Source organism: Prevotella sp. tf2-5, assembly GCF_900115435.1.
Classification (GTDB): domain Bacteria; phylum Bacteroidota; class Bacteroidia; order Bacteroidales; family Bacteroidaceae; genus Prevotella.
In genome coordinates, this window is the sequence record NZ_FOWK01000004.1 from 278,404 (window position 1) to 295,132 (window position 16,729).

12 protein-coding genes are annotated in these 16,729 nt (G+C 43.7%); 9 read left to right on the plus strand and 3 right to left on the minus strand.

The genetic code is table 11. The features are described 5' to 3' along the window. Positions 1 to 3: 3 nt before the first annotated feature. From BM257_RS06420 to BM257_RS06465, 9 genes are all read left to right on the plus strand, one after another. Positions 4 to 1,527, plus strand: coding sequence for a right-handed parallel beta-helix repeat-containing protein (locus BM257_RS06420; protein ID WP_092069902.1), 1,524 nt, complete (start codon positions 4 to 6; stop codon positions 1,525 to 1,527). Next, positions 1,524 to 3,779, plus strand: a complete 2,256-nt coding sequence (locus tag BM257_RS06425; protein WP_092069905.1) for a glycoside hydrolase family 31 protein — start codon at positions 1,524 to 1,526, stop codon at positions 3,777 to 3,779. Before BM257_RS06420 ends, BM257_RS06425 begins: the two co-directional genes overlap by 4 nt. A 4-nt stretch (positions 3,780 to 3,783) precedes the next feature. Further along, on the plus strand, positions 3,784 to 5,346 hold the full coding sequence (locus tag BM257_RS06430; RefSeq protein WP_092069908.1) for a sodium:solute symporter: 1,563 nt from the start codon (positions 3,784 to 3,786) through the stop codon (positions 5,344 to 5,346). Between the two features lie 56 nt (positions 5,347 to 5,402). Continuing rightward, the gene (locus BM257_RS06435; protein WP_092069912.1) at positions 5,403 to 5,894 is read left to right on the plus strand and encodes a 3'-5' exonuclease; all 492 of its coding nucleotides are present in this window, start codon (positions 5,403 to 5,405) and stop codon (positions 5,892 to 5,894) included. A gap of 64 nt (positions 5,895 to 5,958) precedes the next feature. Next, positions 5,959 to 6,144 (plus strand): RhuM family protein, encoded by a 186-nt coding sequence (rhuM, locus tag BM257_RS06440; protein ID WP_092069915.1) that lies wholly within the window; start codon positions 5,959 to 5,961, stop codon positions 6,142 to 6,144. Positions 6,145 to 6,347: 203 nt separating this feature from the next. Further along, positions 6,348 to 7,190, plus strand: coding sequence for a RhuM family protein (rhuM, locus tag BM257_RS06445; RefSeq protein ID WP_092069918.1), 843 nt, complete (start codon positions 6,348 to 6,350; stop codon positions 7,188 to 7,190). A 535-nt stretch (positions 7,191 to 7,725) separates the two neighbouring features. Next, positions 7,726 to 9,540, plus strand: coding sequence for a tetratricopeptide repeat protein (locus BM257_RS14800; RefSeq protein WP_177216038.1), 1,815 nt, complete (start codon positions 7,726 to 7,728; stop codon positions 9,538 to 9,540). Next, complete coding sequence (locus BM257_RS06460; RefSeq protein ID WP_092069921.1) at positions 9,537 to 9,866, plus strand: nucleotide pyrophosphohydrolase; 330 nt, start codon at positions 9,537 to 9,539, stop codon at positions 9,864 to 9,866. Before BM257_RS14800 ends, BM257_RS06460 begins: the two co-directional genes overlap by 4 nt. Beyond that, entirely contained in the window at positions 9,863 to 12,217 is a 2,355-nt protein-coding gene (locus BM257_RS06465; RefSeq protein WP_092069924.1) for a DNA/RNA helicase domain-containing protein, read from the plus strand. Before BM257_RS06460 ends, BM257_RS06465 begins: the two co-directional genes overlap by 4 nt. A 76-nt stretch (positions 12,218 to 12,293) precedes the next feature. On the opposite strand, the gene BM257_RS14545 is transcribed toward BM257_RS06465, so the two are convergent. The 3 genes from BM257_RS14545 to BM257_RS06475 form a co-directional block, all read right to left on the minus strand. After that, complete coding sequence (locus BM257_RS14545; protein WP_143096783.1) at positions 12,294 to 12,500, minus strand: hypothetical protein; 207 nt, start codon at positions 12,498 to 12,500, stop codon at positions 12,294 to 12,296. Positions 12,501 to 13,622: 1,122 nt separating this feature from the next. After that, positions 13,623 to 14,024 (minus strand): hypothetical protein, encoded by a 402-nt coding sequence (locus tag BM257_RS06470; RefSeq protein ID WP_143096784.1) that lies wholly within the window; start codon positions 14,022 to 14,024, stop codon positions 13,623 to 13,625. Positions 14,025 to 14,144: 120 nt separating this feature from the next. Continuing rightward, positions 14,145 to 16,727: a glycoside hydrolase family 2 protein gene (locus BM257_RS06475; protein WP_092069931.1), complete on the minus strand. Its 2,583-nt coding sequence runs from the start codon at positions 16,725 to 16,727 to the stop codon at positions 14,145 to 14,147. Positions 16,728 to 16,729: the final 2 nt, after the last annotated feature.

Consider the following 16,729-nt stretch of genomic DNA (forward strand, 5'->3'; position numbering starts at 1 on the left):
AATATGAAACATTTACTAACCTCTATATTTCTACTGTTAACCGCACATCTCTCCTATGCAGGTGAGATCATTGTTAATCCTGGTGAAAGTCTGCATGAAGCTTTACGGAAGGCACGTGAATGGCGACGTACCAATGCTCCACAGTGTCATGGGGGCATCACGATTACCATAAAGGCAGGACGCTATTACATGAACGAGCCTTTGTTTATCCGTCCAGAGGACAACGGCACAGAAGAGTCACCACTCGTCATCCGTGGCGAGGAGTACACCCACACCATCATCTGTGGGGATGTTAAACAGCAGCACACGCAACTCTTCCCCAAGGAAGGGATGGAACGGATGATTGACTTCAACACCACAGACAGGACTATCACAATCCCGACACCTCCAAAAGAGGTGTTAGAGACCAAGCATCTTGAGATGGTCGTCCACCAGCGCTGGGCAATAGCCATCCTGCGTGTCAAGGACATGATAGTTCAAGGCGATAAGACTGTTGTCTCCTTCATGGAACCAGAGAGTCGCTTGGAATTTGAGCATCCATGGCCACAGCCCGTCATTGGAGGAGAGCGAGGTAACAGCAGTTTTCTTTTACGGACGACAGAGCAGCATGACGGTATTGAGAAATTAATAATAGTAGATGGTGCGAACTACGTCCAATTCAAAGACCTCACCATTGAGAACACCTGTTGGAACCGTCCTTTGCATAAAGGCCACGTCACCCTGCAAGGTGGTTTTCCTCTCATCGATGCCTATAAACTGAAAGAGAACCCAGGACTACCCTGGGACGATGGATTAGAGAACCAGGCATGGGTAGAGCGACCTGTCAGTGCTGTCACTGTCAGGAATGCCCATCATGTTGATTTCGAGGGCATACTTTTTCATCATCTCGCAGCCACCGCTCTTGACTATGTTTATAATGTCAGTGACTGTACCGTTACAGGGTGTGGATTCGAGCATATCGGTGGCACAGCCATCATGGCAGGCTCTTTTGCCGAGAGTCCGATGGAGGTACACCGCCCCTATACTCATCTCGCGGAGCGTTGCAAGAACATAAAGGTACATCGCAACAACTTCTTATGGTGCGGTGAAGAGGACTGGGGTGCTGTCGCAATAGGTTTTGGATATGTGAAAGACTGTACTATCAGTGAAAACTGGGTCGCTCACACCAACTACAGCGGTATCTGTATTGGTTGGGGATGGACACCACTCGACACAGGCATGAAGAACAACCGGATCATCGGCAATAAAGTCTCTGACTATGCCTGTCAACTTTATGACGCAGGTGGTATCTATACCTTGTCAAACCAACCAAACTCATTCATTTGTGACAATGAAATCAGTCAGCCTGCAAAAGCTCCGTATGCCACTAATTACCGTGGGTTCTGTATTTATCTTGACGCACGGACAGACGGATTTACCATCGATAACAACAAGACGGCGGTGAGTGCCGATCGTCCAGACCGTTTGATACGTCGTGATGAGATTGGCGATAATCATCCTGGTCCTAACATTATATTCAAACAATGAAACAAACCAACTACCATCTTTTTGATTTTATGGACTTCGACCCGACCATGCAGCGGGAAGAAGCCTTATGGAAAGCTTATGCTCCTACTAGTATTGTAGAGCGAGACGGGGATATTGTCGTTACCATACCTTATCAACAGCAGAGGCATCAGGAGGATATGGCTCCTGATATGGAGGCAGCACAACAGTCCTATGACCTCATCATCCGTGCCTATGAACCAAATATCATCCGTCTGTTTACGACAATGACGGATGATCAGATGACGGAGAGTGACGAGATGCTGCTCATGGCACCAGAGGTCAAGCGGAAACCCTTGCGTTATGTTGATGGTGATGTCATCGCAACAGACGGAACGAAAGTCGCAAACATCAACCTCAGCGAGCCGCGTATCGATCCTTGGAGCGACCTCCTCCCTGCCCCACAACCTGCCCCCTTGATCACCTTCTATCCCGATGGTGACACTTCAAAACCTGTCGCTCTCAGCGACGACCATTTCTCCCCACCACGCTATGACGCACTACCCTTAGGTTTCTGTTCTGTATGTTGCAATGATACAGCAACAAAGAACGAACGAGCCACCATTTCATTTAAGTGTGATGCCGACGAGCATTTCGTGGGAACAGGTGAGCGTTTCCGTAAGATGGATCTCAGTGGACAGACTTTCCAATTGAAGAATCAAGACGGACAAGGTGTCAACAACCGTCGTTGTTACAAGAATATCCCCTTCTATCTTTCCAGTCGGATGTACGGTGTGTTCTTCCACACCTCAGATTACTGCAAATTATCCCTTGCCGACCATAGCAGCCGAAGTGTGCAGTTTCTTTGTGACCATGCCACTCTGGATGTTTTCCTCATCGGTGGTCAGACACCTGAGGAGATTCTAAAAGGGTACCGTATGCTGACAGGATTCCCAGCAATGCCACCCCTTTGGTCTTTCGGTATTTGGATGAGTCGTATGACCTATTTCTCCGCTGACGAGGTAGAGGATATCTGCAACCGCCTGCGACAAGAGCATTATCCCTGTGATGTCATTCATCTGGATACGGGATGGTTCCGTACAGACTGGCTCTGTGAATGGAGATTCAACCCTGAGCGTTTCCCCGATCCCAAAGGTTTCATCAGCCGGCTAAAAGAGAATGGTTTCAAGGTATCACTTTGGCAATTACCTTATATCGCACAAGGTGCCGAGCAATTGGAAGAGGCAAAGAAGAACCATTATATCAGTCAGCCTACGAAGGAAGAGGAGACATCAACAGGCGGCGCCTCCAATTTCTCCGCCCTTGACTATGCAGGAACTATTGACTTCACCTATCCTAAAGCCACCGACTGGTATAAGTACTCCTTGCTGAAACCACTGCTCGATATGGGTGTGAAATGTATCAAGACCGACTTCGGTGAGAACATCCACATGGACCATCAGTATCACTCCTCATCACCAGAGCGTCTGAATAATATCTATGCGCTGCTCTACCAGAAAGCCGCCTATGAGGTAACCCGTGAAGTCGCTGGCGACGGTATCATCTGGGCACGTGCCGGTTGGGCGGGATGCCAACGCTATCCCTTACATTGGGGTGGCGACAGTGAGAGTTCCTGGGCAGGCATGGCTGGATCCTTGAAGGGCGGACTACACTTAGGACTCTCCGGATTCGCATTCTGGAGTCATGACGTGCCAGGTTTTCATTCCACCCCCGACTTCATGAACTCCCCACTCGACGAACAGGTATACGTTCGCTGGACTCAATTCGGTGTATTTACCTCCCATATGCGTTATCACGGAACCTGCAAACGGGAGCCATGGCATTATCCGACGATCGCTCCTATCGTCAAACGCTGGTGGAAACTCCGCTACCGTCTGATACCCTATATCATAGAACAGTCTGAACTGGCATGCAGGAGTGGACTTCCCATTGTTCAGGCATTACTGATTCATCACCCTAACGACCGACAGGTATGGCATATCGATGACGAATATTACTTCGGAAATGAATTCCTGGTATGTCCTGTCATGAATGCGGAGAACCGCAGGGACATCTATCTACCAGAAGGACAATGGGTTCATTTCCTCACAGGTGAGCGTCTGGAAGGTGGACGTTGGTATAACAACGTTGAAGTACCTCTTGACGAGATGCCTGTCTTCGTCCGTCCTGACGCACGAATCAAGATGTATCCTCATGATGTCGACTCTACAGACGATATGGATCTCGAGAAAGCGATCACAATAGAAATTACAAAAGAATACAAAGGAATATAATACGATGGAAAGTCATTACATGCAAGGTCTCGACTGGGTCATTCTGGGACTCTATTTCGCTGTTCTCCTCGCAATTGGAGTATGGGCAAGTACTAAACGTAAGAAAGAAGGTTCTCTCTTCCTTGCGGAACACTCGTTGCGTTGGCATCATATCGGTTTCTCGATGTGGGGAACCAATGTTGGTCCATCCATGCTCATCGCCTCTGCCTCAGCAGGTTTCACGACGGGTATCGTCTCAGGTAATTATGCCTGGTATGCCTTTGTCTTCATCGCCCTGCTTGCCTTTGTCTTTGCTCCCCGTTACTTGGGTGCCAATATTAGCACACTCCCAGAGTTCATGGGACTTCGTTTCGGGCAGTCGACGCGTAATATCCTCGCATGGTATACCATTATTACCGTTATCATCTCCTGGCTGGCACTGACGCTGTTCGCCGGAGGAGTACTCATCCGTCAGGTCTTCGACATACCCATGTGGATGTCAGCCCTCGTATTAGTTGTCATCTCCGCCTTCTTCACTATGATGGGTGGACTTAAAGCTGTTGCCTATACCAATGTCTACCAGATGGTGTTACTTATTGTCGTATCACTTATCCTCGTCATCGTCGGTCTCGACCGTGTCGGTGGTGTCTCTGCGCTAGTCGCCAAGGTTCCCTCCGACTACTGGGTGATGTTCAAACCGAATACGGATGAGGCATTTCCCTGGCTACCTATCTTACTGGGCTATCCTGTCATGGGAGTATGGTTCTGGTGCACAGACCAAAGTATGGTGCAGCCTGTGTTAGCTGCCAGGAACCTGCGTGAAGGACAACTAGGCACCAACTTCACTGGCTGGTTGAAGATCCTTGATGTAGCCCTGTATATCCTCCCTGGTATCATCTGCTTCGCTTTGTTTGGTGACACGCTGAAGAATCCTGACGAGGCATATCTGACAATGGTGGAGAACCTCTTCCCCGTCGGGATGGTAGGACTGGTCTTTGCTGTGTTGACGGCATGTCTGGTAAGTACCATCGGCTCAGCATTGAATGCGTTAAGCACCGTCTTCACGATGGATGTCTATGTCAAGAACTTCAAGCCTGGTGCGCCACAGTGGGAGATTAATCTTGTGGGACGTATCGTGGTTGTTCTGGGGGCTATACTTGCTATCATTATGACCGTTGCTATCGATGCCATCAAAGGACTTAACCTTTTCAATGTCTTCCAGTCCGTATTAGGTTTCATCGCTCCACCAATGGCATCCGTATTCTTGTTGGGAATCTTCTGGAAGCGTACCACCACACGCGCTGCCAATTTTGCATTGACAGTAGGCACTGCTTTCTGTCTTATTGTAGGTATTCTTTACCTATGGCCACCCGAATGGCTCCAACTCTCATGGCCACACTTCATGCTGCTCTCTTTCGAGCTCTTTGTCATCCTTGTTGTGGCGATGGTGATTCTCTCATTGACTGACCGTACCAAGACAGAATACGAGATTCCGGCTCCTATTCATGAGAGCTGGTCGAAGCTTGCCATCGGACTGTGGATAGCCTTGGCAGTCGTGATGACCGGGCTGTACGTCTTCTTCAACTGATCTGTTATGCCAAATATGCCCACAGGGGTTCATCCCCCTGTGAGCAAGGATGACAAATGAGAGATTTTGCAGCAATAGATTTTGAGACAGCCAACAATGAGCGAACGAGTGTATGCTCCGTTGGTGTAGTGATTGTAAGGGATGGCGAAATCGTGGATACCTTCTACTCTCTGATCCAGCCAGAGCCCAACTACTATAATTATTGGTGTAGCCAGGTACATGGTCTTACTCGTGAGGACACAGAAGAAGCTCCCGTATTCCCAGAAGTATGGAAACAGATAGAGCCACTTATTGAGGGGTTGCCCCTTGTAGCCCATAATAAGTCTTTTGATGAGAGTTGCCTGAAAGCCGTATTCCGTTGCTATCAGATGGATTATCCGGATTATCAGTTTTACTGTACATGTGTGGCTTCTCGCAAAGCGTTTCCACAATTACCCAACCATCAATTGCATACAGTATCAGAATACTGTGGTTATCATCTGGCTAATCATCATCACGCCCTTGCTGATGCTGAAGCGTGTGCTTGGATAGCAAGGGAGATTCTTTAGTTATCAACTTTTCCACGCCATATCATTATCAAAAAATAGGATATAAACACTAGAAAAAGAAGAGGTGTGTGCAAATTTTGCACATACCACTCGACATGGTGCTATAGAAGAGAAACAACAAACAATAGAGGTTGTACTATATAACCTCGATGTCATCATCTCCGTTGGTTATCGCGTGAAGAGCAAACACGGCACACCTTTCTTGTATTCTTTACCCCTCAACAGGCTCTCGCTAACCGCTAACCACTAACCGTAAAATCCTTTCTCCCACATTTTTCCTCCAAATCTTTTGGTGTTTTACAAATTATTTGTGTTTTTTAGTCTTCTCTGAAGCCTTGAGGATACTCTCACACGACAATAAAGATAAAATAGTTCCTCCTTTTATTTTGTATTTTACTCACTTATTTGTATCTTTGCACATCATATAAGAATAGTAACTAACTAATTATCGTTATGAAGCAGGAAAAAGACCTAACTGGTGAGATTGTGATGTACCAACCGGATGAGACTATTCGGCTGGAAGTGAGAACGGATGGAGAGACTGTTTGGCTTAGTGCTAATCAAATGGCAATATTATTCGACCGCGATGAAAAAACAGTACGAAAACATATAAATAATGTTTTTTCAGAAGGAGAAGTCTTAAAAGAAATCAATACGCATTTTTTGCGTGTTGATGGAGTAAAGCAGCCTGTAGCATTTTACACTTTGGACGTAATCATATCTGTTGGATATCGGGTAAAGAGTAAACGTGGTACTGATTTTCGTAGATGGGCAACAGGTATACTTAAAGAGTATTTATTGCATGGCTATGCCGTCAACAATCGATTTGAACAATTAGAACATCGGATGTATGAAGCAGAAGAGAAGATAAATTTCTTCGTCCGCACTTCCTTGCCACCAGTTGAGGGAATCTTTTACGATGGGCAAATATTCGATGCCTACCGCTTTGCTTCGGATTTAGTCAGGAAAGCAAAAAGGTCTGTTGTACTGATTGACAACTATGTCGATGACACGGTGCTTTCGTTGTTGGACAAACGAGCAGACAATGTGAAGGCAACGATTTACACACAAAGCATCAGTCATCAGTTACAGTTAGACCTTAATCGTCATAATGTCCAATACGCTCCTATAGAAATCAAGACGTTCAATAAATCACACGACCGATTCGTACTGATTGATGATGAAGTGTACCATATAGGTGCGTCTCTCAAGGATTTGGGAAAGAAATGGTTTGCCTTTACGCTGCTGCACGACATTATGGCATCGGAACTACTGAATAGGATAGGGAAAGTTTAATAAAGATACTGTTTCCTTCATCTGTCACCCCAATTATTATATATCTTGCTTCCCTTTGGGTTATGCGAGTATATGTTCTTTGCGAAACACTCTTTTTCTTAAATTTCTATCGAATTTCTTGCGACTTTCAGAAATAAACTTTATCTTTAAAACAAGTTTTTAAGATACTCTCGTTCAAAAATACCCAAATATATTTGGCATTTTATTCACTTATTCGTATCTTTGCTTCTTGAACACTGGCGTGAAGCCTCAGTGGAGGTGCCTGTGTGACTTTTGTGGAAATATTAACATAGCGTTAGTGCTATATTCGGTGATGTCCCTGAACCTAGGAAATTCATATGACATTCACAGAACGAATAGGTACCAACGTCTACGCGATAGCGTGGACTGGACTTATCTCTGTGAATGGGTTTTCCTAGGACCTTGGGACATCGATAAACGCCAATCTGCGCTTTTTCATGTTCTGAGGTCCTATGTATTGAACCCATTATCATCCGAATAGATAGTTCTTTCGCCAAAAACTATAAATTGATTTATGGCAGAAGAGTTACAAAAGGCGTTAGACTTATGTAATAAGAATGAGTTCGGCAAGGCTCTACCCCTACTTGAAGAGATAGTAAAAACTAATCCTCAGGAATCTGAGGCTTGGCGTGTATTGGCTCAGATTCACTGGAACTATATGCATGAACCAGATAAAGCATATGATGAATTGATAGAAGCTCTTCGTTGTGAACCAAAAAACATATGGGCTCTTGTGTTGATGGGTAACCTTTTGACAAAAGAGATGAATGATCTCGAGCATGCCAAAGAATATTATGATAAAGTTTTGGAATATTACCCAGACAATGCTATAGCTCTAAACAATATTGGTGCAACATATATGGAGCGCAAAGATTATGAAGGGGCATTACCTTATTTGGAGAAAGCAATGTCAATTGATGATTCATATGCCAATTCTTATTACGGTTTAGGTCTTTGCTATTATAAACTCGGTAGGTTAGAAGATGCTTTTAAGATTTGTCATAAAGGGGCTTTGAGGTCATCAGACCGTCCAGAGAATCCCGCTGTACGTGAGGAATTGGTAAAACTATACATCACCGTTGCAAAAGACTATACAGATAAAACCAATTATATCAATGTATGGAAAGGCATCAAAGATGAACTTGAAACAATAGACCATATTAATATTCGTTTTGCAGAGGATAAGGATATCAATGTATTAGCCAAGTTGGAGTATGCCCCTCTACATGCAGCAAAAGAACACGTGATAAGGTATAACCCCTATAAAGACTTTGTAGAGCACCTTTTCATTCATGAAATGATGCATCTGAAAATGCAGCAACAGGCAACAAAAGCAAATAGAGGAAAGGCTGTTGTCAGCTCGGAAAATACGAGGAATGCATTTAAAAAGCGTTATCAGAGATTCATGCAGCACACACACAGCCATATCCCTGCATCTGAGATGAACAAGGTAATATCTGGTCTTGCTGACGGATTAGGTCTTCAACTGATGAACTGCCCTCTTGATTTGTTCGTAGAGCACAATATCTACACAGACTATAAAATTGTACGACCTGTCCAGATGTTATCTCTTTTCCATATGGAACAGGACAATATCAATGCAGTTAAGCAAACTGCCGCCAATGGATTCTTTCCTAAAGAGATAGTTTATGCCAATAAGGTGATGAATATTGTAACAAGCATGCACTTCAAAGATATGTACGGTATCAATCTAATTGGTCAGTATCATCCAACGAAACAAGAGTTAGATCATGCTAAAGATCTTTATGATGAATTCAAGGCTTATCTGAATACATACAAAGCTGGAGATGAATATGAGATGCTTGAATATTTTGTGCAGTCTTTCAAAATGGAAGAACTTGTAGAGATTGCCGATGAAAATCAGGTAACAGCAAGTATGAAGGCAAATCTCTCCATGAAGAGTGATTTGAGAGATTTGGCAGAAGGTGCCTTGTCGGAAGAAGATGCAGATGTCGCAAACGCACAATTTGCCCTGAATCACCAAGACGGAGCAAACCCAACAGAGACGATGATGATGTCAATGTATATGTTGGGTGCAATGGAATACTTCGACACCCTTGATTCTAGTGATGTACATCGCATTGCTTTAGAAATAGCAATGGTAGGTGTAAAAGGAATCAACCCCAAAGGGAAATATTCGATAAAGTCAATTCCAGACAAGGAGTTTGGAGGATATGAGTTTTTAGCATATTATTATGTTAGTTGGGCTCGTGCTATCCCCGAAAAACTCAATCATCTCGGTTTACCTTTTTCAAAGGCATATGATTCAGCTTTGCAGATATATAACACAAAAAAGGGAAAGAAATGAGCGACATAGAAGAACTTCGTCAGGCTATCGTTAAGTTTACAAAAGAACGAGATTGGGATCAATTCCATAACGGAAAGGATTTGGCCCTTGCATTATCTATAGAAGCGGCAGAACTGAATGAAGCCTTTCTGTGGAAAGAAGCTAAAGATGTCAACATTGAGAAGGTAAAGGAAGAATTGGCGGATATTGTAAACTATGCTATTCTTATCGCAGACAAATATGACTTAAACATCAAACAAATCGTTTTGGATAAGATAAGGCAGAATGCAAAAAAATATCCTGTAGAGAAAGCCTACGGGAGTGCAAAGAAATATAATGAACTATGATTATCTATAGAGCTACTAAGAAGCAGTTTGTAGAGGATGTGTTCTATGATACCATTGCCGATAATATCGACAATGCCTTTGTTGAACATTTAGGAAGACATACTTCCCCCAATGAAGTGCGTTCATGGCAAAACTCTATGCAATATATGTACAAGGTAGTAAATATACCAGAATTACCTGATGAAATTGGTATTGCCATCGAATACCAGATTCCTTTGACTGCCAAACGCATTGACTTTATTATCTCAGGTCTGAATGCTAAAAAGAAAGAACAGATTATTATCATAGAACTCAAACAATGGGATGAGGCAGAACCAACGCAAAAGCCAGGTGTTGTTGTTACCCGTTTTCAGCACGGAAAAGCAGAGGTGGCTCATCCTTCCTATCAGGCTTGGTCATATGCTTATATGCTCTCCAATTACAATCTTACTATCCAAGAGCGAGATGTGGAAATTTGTCCATGTGCCTATCTTCATAATTATATGCCTGATGGGATGATCAATGGTCCACTATATCAAGATTATGTTTCCAAAGCACCAGTATTCCTTAAAAATGACGCAGCTCGTTTGCAGGATTATATTTTAAGGTATGTCAGGTATTGTTCACCAGAGGACATTATATGGAAAATTGATAATGGGAAATTACGCCCTTCTAAGCAATTGGCAGATTCTCTGACATCTATGTTGAAAGGTAATGATGAGTTTGTGATGCTTGACGACCAAAAAGTTGTGTATGAGTCTGCTGTTTATTTAGCAAATAAAGCACAAGAAGGAAAGAAACAAGTGTTAATCGTGGAAGGAGGTCCCGGTACTGGAAAGAGCGTGCTGGCAGTTAATCTTTTAGTACGTTTAACGACAGAAGGTATCGCATCTCAATATGTTACAAAAAACAGCGCACCGAGGGCTGTATATAGTGTTAAATTATCAGGTTGCTATAGGAAATCTTATATCAATAACCTTTTTGTCGGGAGTGGTAACTTTATTGAAACGATGCCTGACACAATGGGAGCTTTAATAGTGGATGAGGCTCATCGCCTGAATATGAAAAGCGGTATGTTTTCTAATTTAGGGGAGAATCAAATTAAAGAAATCATCAAGACTGCTCATTTCTCTGTGTTTTTCATTGACGATTGTCAGCGTATCCACATGAAAGATGTCGGCAGTGTTCAATATATAAAACAATGTGCAGAAGAGATGGGGGCAGATGTACATTTAGAGCATCTTAGTTCTCAGTTCAGATGTAATGGGTCTGATGGTTATCTCAGTTGGCTTGACAATGCACTACAGATTCGTGAGACTGCCAATATCCGATTAACGGAAGAGGATTATGATTTCCGCATCTTTGACTCTCCCACAGAGATGTTTGAAGCAATTAAAAGTAAGAATGAAAAAAACAATAAGAGTCGGGTTGTAGCAGGTTATTGTTGGGATTGGAAGAGTAAACAAAACCATATGGCATATGATATTGAAATCCCACATTTTAACTTTCGCAAGCAATGGAACTTTAATAGCAATGAGCCTTGGTTAATAGGAGAGCATTCTATAGATCAGATAGGATGCATCCATACTTGTCAAGGATTAGAACTCGATTATGTAGGTGTTATTATTGGTCCTGATATGGTCTATAAGAATAATCGCATTGTGACAGATGGTTTTAAACGTTCTCCTAATGACCAATCACTAAAGGGATTCAAATCAATGATGGCAAAAAATCCCCAAGAAGCATTACAGGCAGCTGACACCATTATTAAAAACACATATCGTACGTTAATGACTCGAGGAATGAAAGGTTGTTACGTCTACTGTTGTGACACTTCTTTGGCTGAGCATCTTAGGGAATTGATGGCAGAAAAGACTAGCCTTGCAGAAACAACAAGAATAGAACCCGTTGTTAACAATGATGTGAAGTATATTGATTTCCTGCCTGTTTTTACTATCAAGGCTGCCTGTGGTTATTTTGGTGAAGGAGAAGAAGTTAATGAATTGGGCTGGATTCAAACTATGGGGATAGGAAAACTCAATAGAAATATGTTCGTTGTTCGGGCTACTGGGCATTCTATGGAACCAAAGATTCATGACGGCGACTTTTGCGTATTCCGTGCTAATCCAGCAGGTAGTCGACAAGGAAAAATTGTTTTAGTACAACACTATAATTATTACGATCCAGATTATGCTGGCGCATATTCTATCAAAAAATACAGCAGTGTCAAAAGTTATGATGAATTTGATAACTGGCAACATGAGAAAATTGAATTATTGCCAATAAACAAAGACTACAACCCTATTATCATCAGTTCCGAAAATGCAGATGAATTTCGTGTAATTGGTGAGTTTGTTGATGTAATCAGCTGAATCCGAAAATAATTGAACTAAATTCTCCGCCCTCGCAAGAGCAGACTGCAAGGGTGGAGTAATTTTTTAATAGGTTCTATCTGATGACTAGTTTGTTTTCCAACAAGTCGTATCGGACAGGATGAGCGAAGGATATGGTTTTACCATCGCTGACGACAGAGACATTGATGCCTCGCCGTTGGAACTCGTCAATGAGTGCCTGGTCATGATAGGCACGCATACTTGACCAGCCTCGGTTTTGCACCTGAGAATTGAAAGTGGTTACTAACTCTTGGATTTGCATATTTTTATAATAACCCCTAACCTCCAACTGTTTTCTTCTGAAACGCCGATGTACAGGGCGTTTGTGGGCAGTTGGAGGTTGTTCTAACCTCTAACTAGCCTCTCACTAACCTCTAACGGGAAGTGGGTTGGACGTTAGTGGGAGGTTCTGACAACCTCCAACTGGTCTTGCGTCCTTTATTTATCGAGGTTTGCGGTATTTTTAGTGGGAGGTTAGGGGCAAGACACTGTCTGTACAATATATAAATTATATAATATTTTAATATTATATAATTCTGAAAATGTATCATTGTGCATTTCAGATTACAGTTTGCATAACAGTTAACAAATAACAGTTCCGATTTTCTGATTCGGTTTTCAATGATTGATTTCAGATTTCAGTTTTCAGTAAGTGAATTTGACAGTTTGACAGTTGACAATTAGTGAGAGTCAACTTTTCCAGGGTAAGCGTCAACGTTCTTAGTAAAAGCGTCAATGATTCCCAGAGTAGGGTGTCAACCTTTTCCGTATGGTAATGGCAGTCTCAGTCTCAGAATCTCAGTTTTTAAAGCGAACGAACGAACAGTTGAACAGTTATTCCATTTGCCTAAAAATGTTGACAACTAATTTTATTATATATATATTATATATAATATATATATAATAATATAATATATAGAATTTTAGGTTTGATTTTACTTTAGTAAACTGTTCGCTGTTCGTTCGTTCGCTTACTGAGATTCTGAGACTGAGACTGTTTCCTCCTTTTCGCTAACTGTTATTTGTTATTTGTTTAAAAATCCGGTCAAATGATAAACTGTCAACTGTCAAAACGCTTACTGAAAACTGAAATCTGAAATCTGAAATCGCAAACTGTAATCTGTAATCTGTAATGCGAGAGATCCCAGTATCTGCGAAGGCTTGCTCCAGTATCTCCTTCACCTTGTTCCAGTATCTGTTATAGGGGTATTCCAGTATCTGTTATACCCCTATAATGATGCCTGGTATCACTCATAGGAGATAATGGATACTCCCCTACTCCCATCTTTGAACGCCCTGTACATCGGCATTTCAGAAGAAAAAGGGAGAAGGGGAGTAGTTTTTCAAGAAACAGAAATCACTGTCTCCGTCTGGTATTGTTGTATTATTCTTTAAAGATCGGTGTCGCTTGATCGAAATTATTCTGCATTTCAGAAGTCATACGATGAAATATACGTGTTTCACCTTCAGAAGAAAGTGTAAGCGTATTACCCTTAATAGAATATGTACCAGTTAAACCATTAATAGTAATCTGATTCCCTTTAACAGTATAATCTATTGTGCCAAGATATTCTTTCCACCATTTACCATTGTCCTTCCATAACTCAGCACCGGTTAGTGTTGTATTTGAAAAATTATAAATCAGATAGTAATTACTTTCCTCTTCCATATACCAATATCCAAGCAAACTACCTGAGTCTTTTGAATCGTCATCACCACAAGAAGCCATGCCAAAAGCTGCTATCGCCAGCATCAGCATCATAGACAAATGTTTTAAAGTTTTCATAAATCTTTTCTTTTTAATTATTTAAGTTAATTCTAGACAAGGCAAAATTACAATTTTTATTTAACATCACAAAACATTAAGAGATTTTTTTTGAGAGCCATCTACGGGAATAAAAAGCTATTAATGTTCTATGCCAAAGTCTTGCTGTTGTTTCTCCACTTCCTCCAGTTCCCTGCGGCGTTGCTCGTCGGACATACCACTTTGCGGAGAGTCTGTACGACCAGACAATGACGGTCTTGACAGCTGCTTAGAAGGTTGATAGACCCCATTACATACAGGCATCTCATAAGGTACACTCACGATCTCCAGCGTGTCAGCACTGGGAGCGTGGACACCCTCGAAGGCAGGACGCGCTATGATGCGGATCTTACCAGCACGATGAGTACTGCGAACCAGACAGGGAGCACTTCCCCACTCCACCAGACGGGGATTGGCGGCAATAGACGCATCACCGATGATGCTGCCCTCGCCCTCAACAGAGAACATGACCTGCTCACGAGCCAGACGACGCACATTACCATTATCATCCGTTATCTCCGCAACGACAACGATGAAGTCAGAGCCGTCGGCAACCAACTGTTTACCCATCTCGTCAGCATATAGGCGTATCTTCGTACTACGACGGGATGGCATCTTCGTCTGCTCACAGACCACCTTGCCGTCCTTGATACCCTGTGCCACCAGTTTCACATTCTGCCAACGACGGTTGGTATAGCTCTGCTCACGCGCCTTCCAGAAATTCCAGAAGCCCTTAAAGACAATAGGTGTATTAGGAGTTCCCTCCGGCTGATGAACCACAGGGCGTGTCTCTGTCTTCCATCCATCAAAAGCGGTCAGACGGACACTGTCGCAATTACTGAACACGACCACGTCACTATCCGAGAACTGAGTCATCTCATGAGCGATAAACACCATCGGGTCACCCTGCTTCTGGGAGCGGAACATCTCAAAGGCATATTTCTTCTGACGGAAAGCATCATAGATACCACCTAAATATGCATCAGGATGATACCCACGCTGATGGTCGAAGGGATGCCACTGACAACCACCGATAAACTGACGTTGTCCGCGATACATCATCCCATAGGTATCAGCAAGAGAAAGTGCGGCAGTCACCTGAGCCTGTTCTCCCCAGCTACGGGCAGCACGGTTGATGGCATTATGCGCATACCAGTCATCGACATACTCACCCCACTCACGGGTGAAGACACACTTGTCAGTGTCCAACGTACCCTTTCCGATATTATCAGCCCAGTCGTAGAGCACATCATAATGTTCTTTGACCCCAGCCGAGTTCAGATCCGCCGCAGCCACGGGACGTCCCTCATAAGGAAACTCCTCACGGGTAATCTGTAACGCCTTCATGGCAAAATCCTCCGGATAACGGGTCTCATTCAAGATCGGCTCCCACATCAACACAGAGGGATGGTTACGGTCACGACGGATGATATCACGAGTGTTCTGATGCACCATCTCCCCCCACTGCGGATCCTTATTCCAATACTGCCAACCAGGAGTGGGAACGATAATAAAAAGTCCCAGTTCATCACAGGCGTCCATGAACGACGGGTCCTGAGGATAGTGAGCCGCACGGATGATCGTCATTCCAGCATCCCTCAACCGTTTCGCGTCACGCCACTGCTGGGAGTTCGGTAACGCGTTACCCACATAGGCAAAGTCCTGGTGACGGTTGCCACCAATCAACTGATGGTAAGGTTTGCCGTTCAACCAGAACCCATCCTTCCCACGGAACTCCGCCTTACGGATACCGGCACGTAGCATACCACCGTCCACACAAGTCTTACCCTGCATCACCAGAATCTCTACCTGGTAGAGATAAGGATCCTCGGGAGACCACAGATGAGGAGTGGTGATGGAGGATGTCAGATGGAAGACGGAAGACGATACTATCTTTTTAGACGCTTTGAGTGTTCTGACAAGCCGTCCCTTCGCATCCTTGATGTTGGCAATGACGGTGACACTACCCTTTCCCTCTACTTCCACATCGACAAAAATGTCGGCAGACTTCTCCGAGATACGATCATAATGGAGGAATACACCGCCACCAGCCACCTGTCCCCGCTCGATGGGGTCAGTGATATGAACCGGTGACTTACCGATCAACCACACATCACGGTACATCCCACCATGATAGGCAAAGTCCAACTGCGTCTGTTTTTTGCCAGGAGGATAGTTCTTGTCATCACTATTATCTGCCCTGACAGCTATCAGACATTTGTCACCAGCCTTCACACCCTCCTTCGACAAGTCAATGGTAATCGGCAGATAACCACCAAGATGCTCCTTGACGAGTCGACCATTCACATAGACCTGTTGTTTACCCATGACAGCCTCAAAATGAACGGTTATCTCCTTGTCTTGCATATCAGCAGGTACCACGAACTTCTTACGATACCAGCAGACACCCTGATAGTTACGACAACCACTGACCTCAGAGGGTTCCAAACGTACCGTATGAGGAGCACAGACCATCTCCCAGGCAGCGTCATCAAAGTCGACAGCCTCAGCACCTGCGGCATCCCCCAATAGGAAATGCCATCCCTCGTTGAAGTTATAAATGATACGACCACTGTTGGCTATCGGGAAAAGACCTGCCACCGATGTTTCGGAAGCAAAGAGTGAGAGATGGCATGTGAATAATGCCAACACCACCACTGCTTTCTTGTAGAATGTGCTATACATGA

What these genes read in the sequence shown, in the direction of transcription:
- BM257_RS06465 (WP_092069924.1), top strand. Translation starts at nt 9,863, where the DNA reads ATGATTATCTATAGAGCTACTAAGAAGCAGTTTGTAGAGGATGTGTTC.
- BM257_RS14800 (WP_177216038.1), top strand. Translation starts at nt 7,726, where the DNA reads ATGGCAGAAGAGTTACAAAAGGCGTTAGACTTATGTAATAAGAATGAG.
- BM257_RS06435 (WP_092069912.1), top strand. Translation starts at nt 5,403, where the DNA reads ATGAGAGATTTTGCAGCAATAGATTTTGAGACAGCCAACAATGAGCGA.
- BM257_RS06420 (WP_092069902.1), top strand. Translation starts at nt 4, where the DNA reads ATGAAACATTTACTAACCTCTATATTTCTACTGTTAACCGCACATCTC.
- BM257_RS06460 (WP_092069921.1), top strand. Translation starts at nt 9,537, where the DNA reads ATGAGCGACATAGAAGAACTTCGTCAGGCTATCGTTAAGTTTACAAAA.
- BM257_RS06425 (WP_092069905.1), top strand. Translation starts at nt 1,524, where the DNA reads ATGAAACAAACCAACTACCATCTTTTTGATTTTATGGACTTCGACCCG.
- BM257_RS06430 (WP_092069908.1), top strand. Translation starts at nt 3,784, where the DNA reads ATGGAAAGTCATTACATGCAAGGTCTCGACTGGGTCATTCTGGGACTC.
- BM257_RS06475 (WP_092069931.1), bottom strand. Translation starts at nt 16,727, where the DNA reads ATGTATAGCACATTCTACAAGAAAGCAGTGGTGGTGTTGGCATTATTC.
- rhuM (WP_092069918.1), top strand. Translation starts at nt 6,348, where the DNA reads ATGAAGCAGGAAAAAGACCTAACTGGTGAGATTGTGATGTACCAACCG.
- BM257_RS14545 (WP_143096783.1), bottom strand. Translation starts at nt 12,500, where the DNA reads ATGCAAATCCAAGAGTTAGTAACCACTTTCAATTCTCAGGTGCAAAAC.
- BM257_RS06470 (WP_143096784.1), bottom strand. Translation starts at nt 14,024, where the DNA reads ATGAAAACTTTAAAACATTTGTCTATGATGCTGATGCTGGCGATAGCA.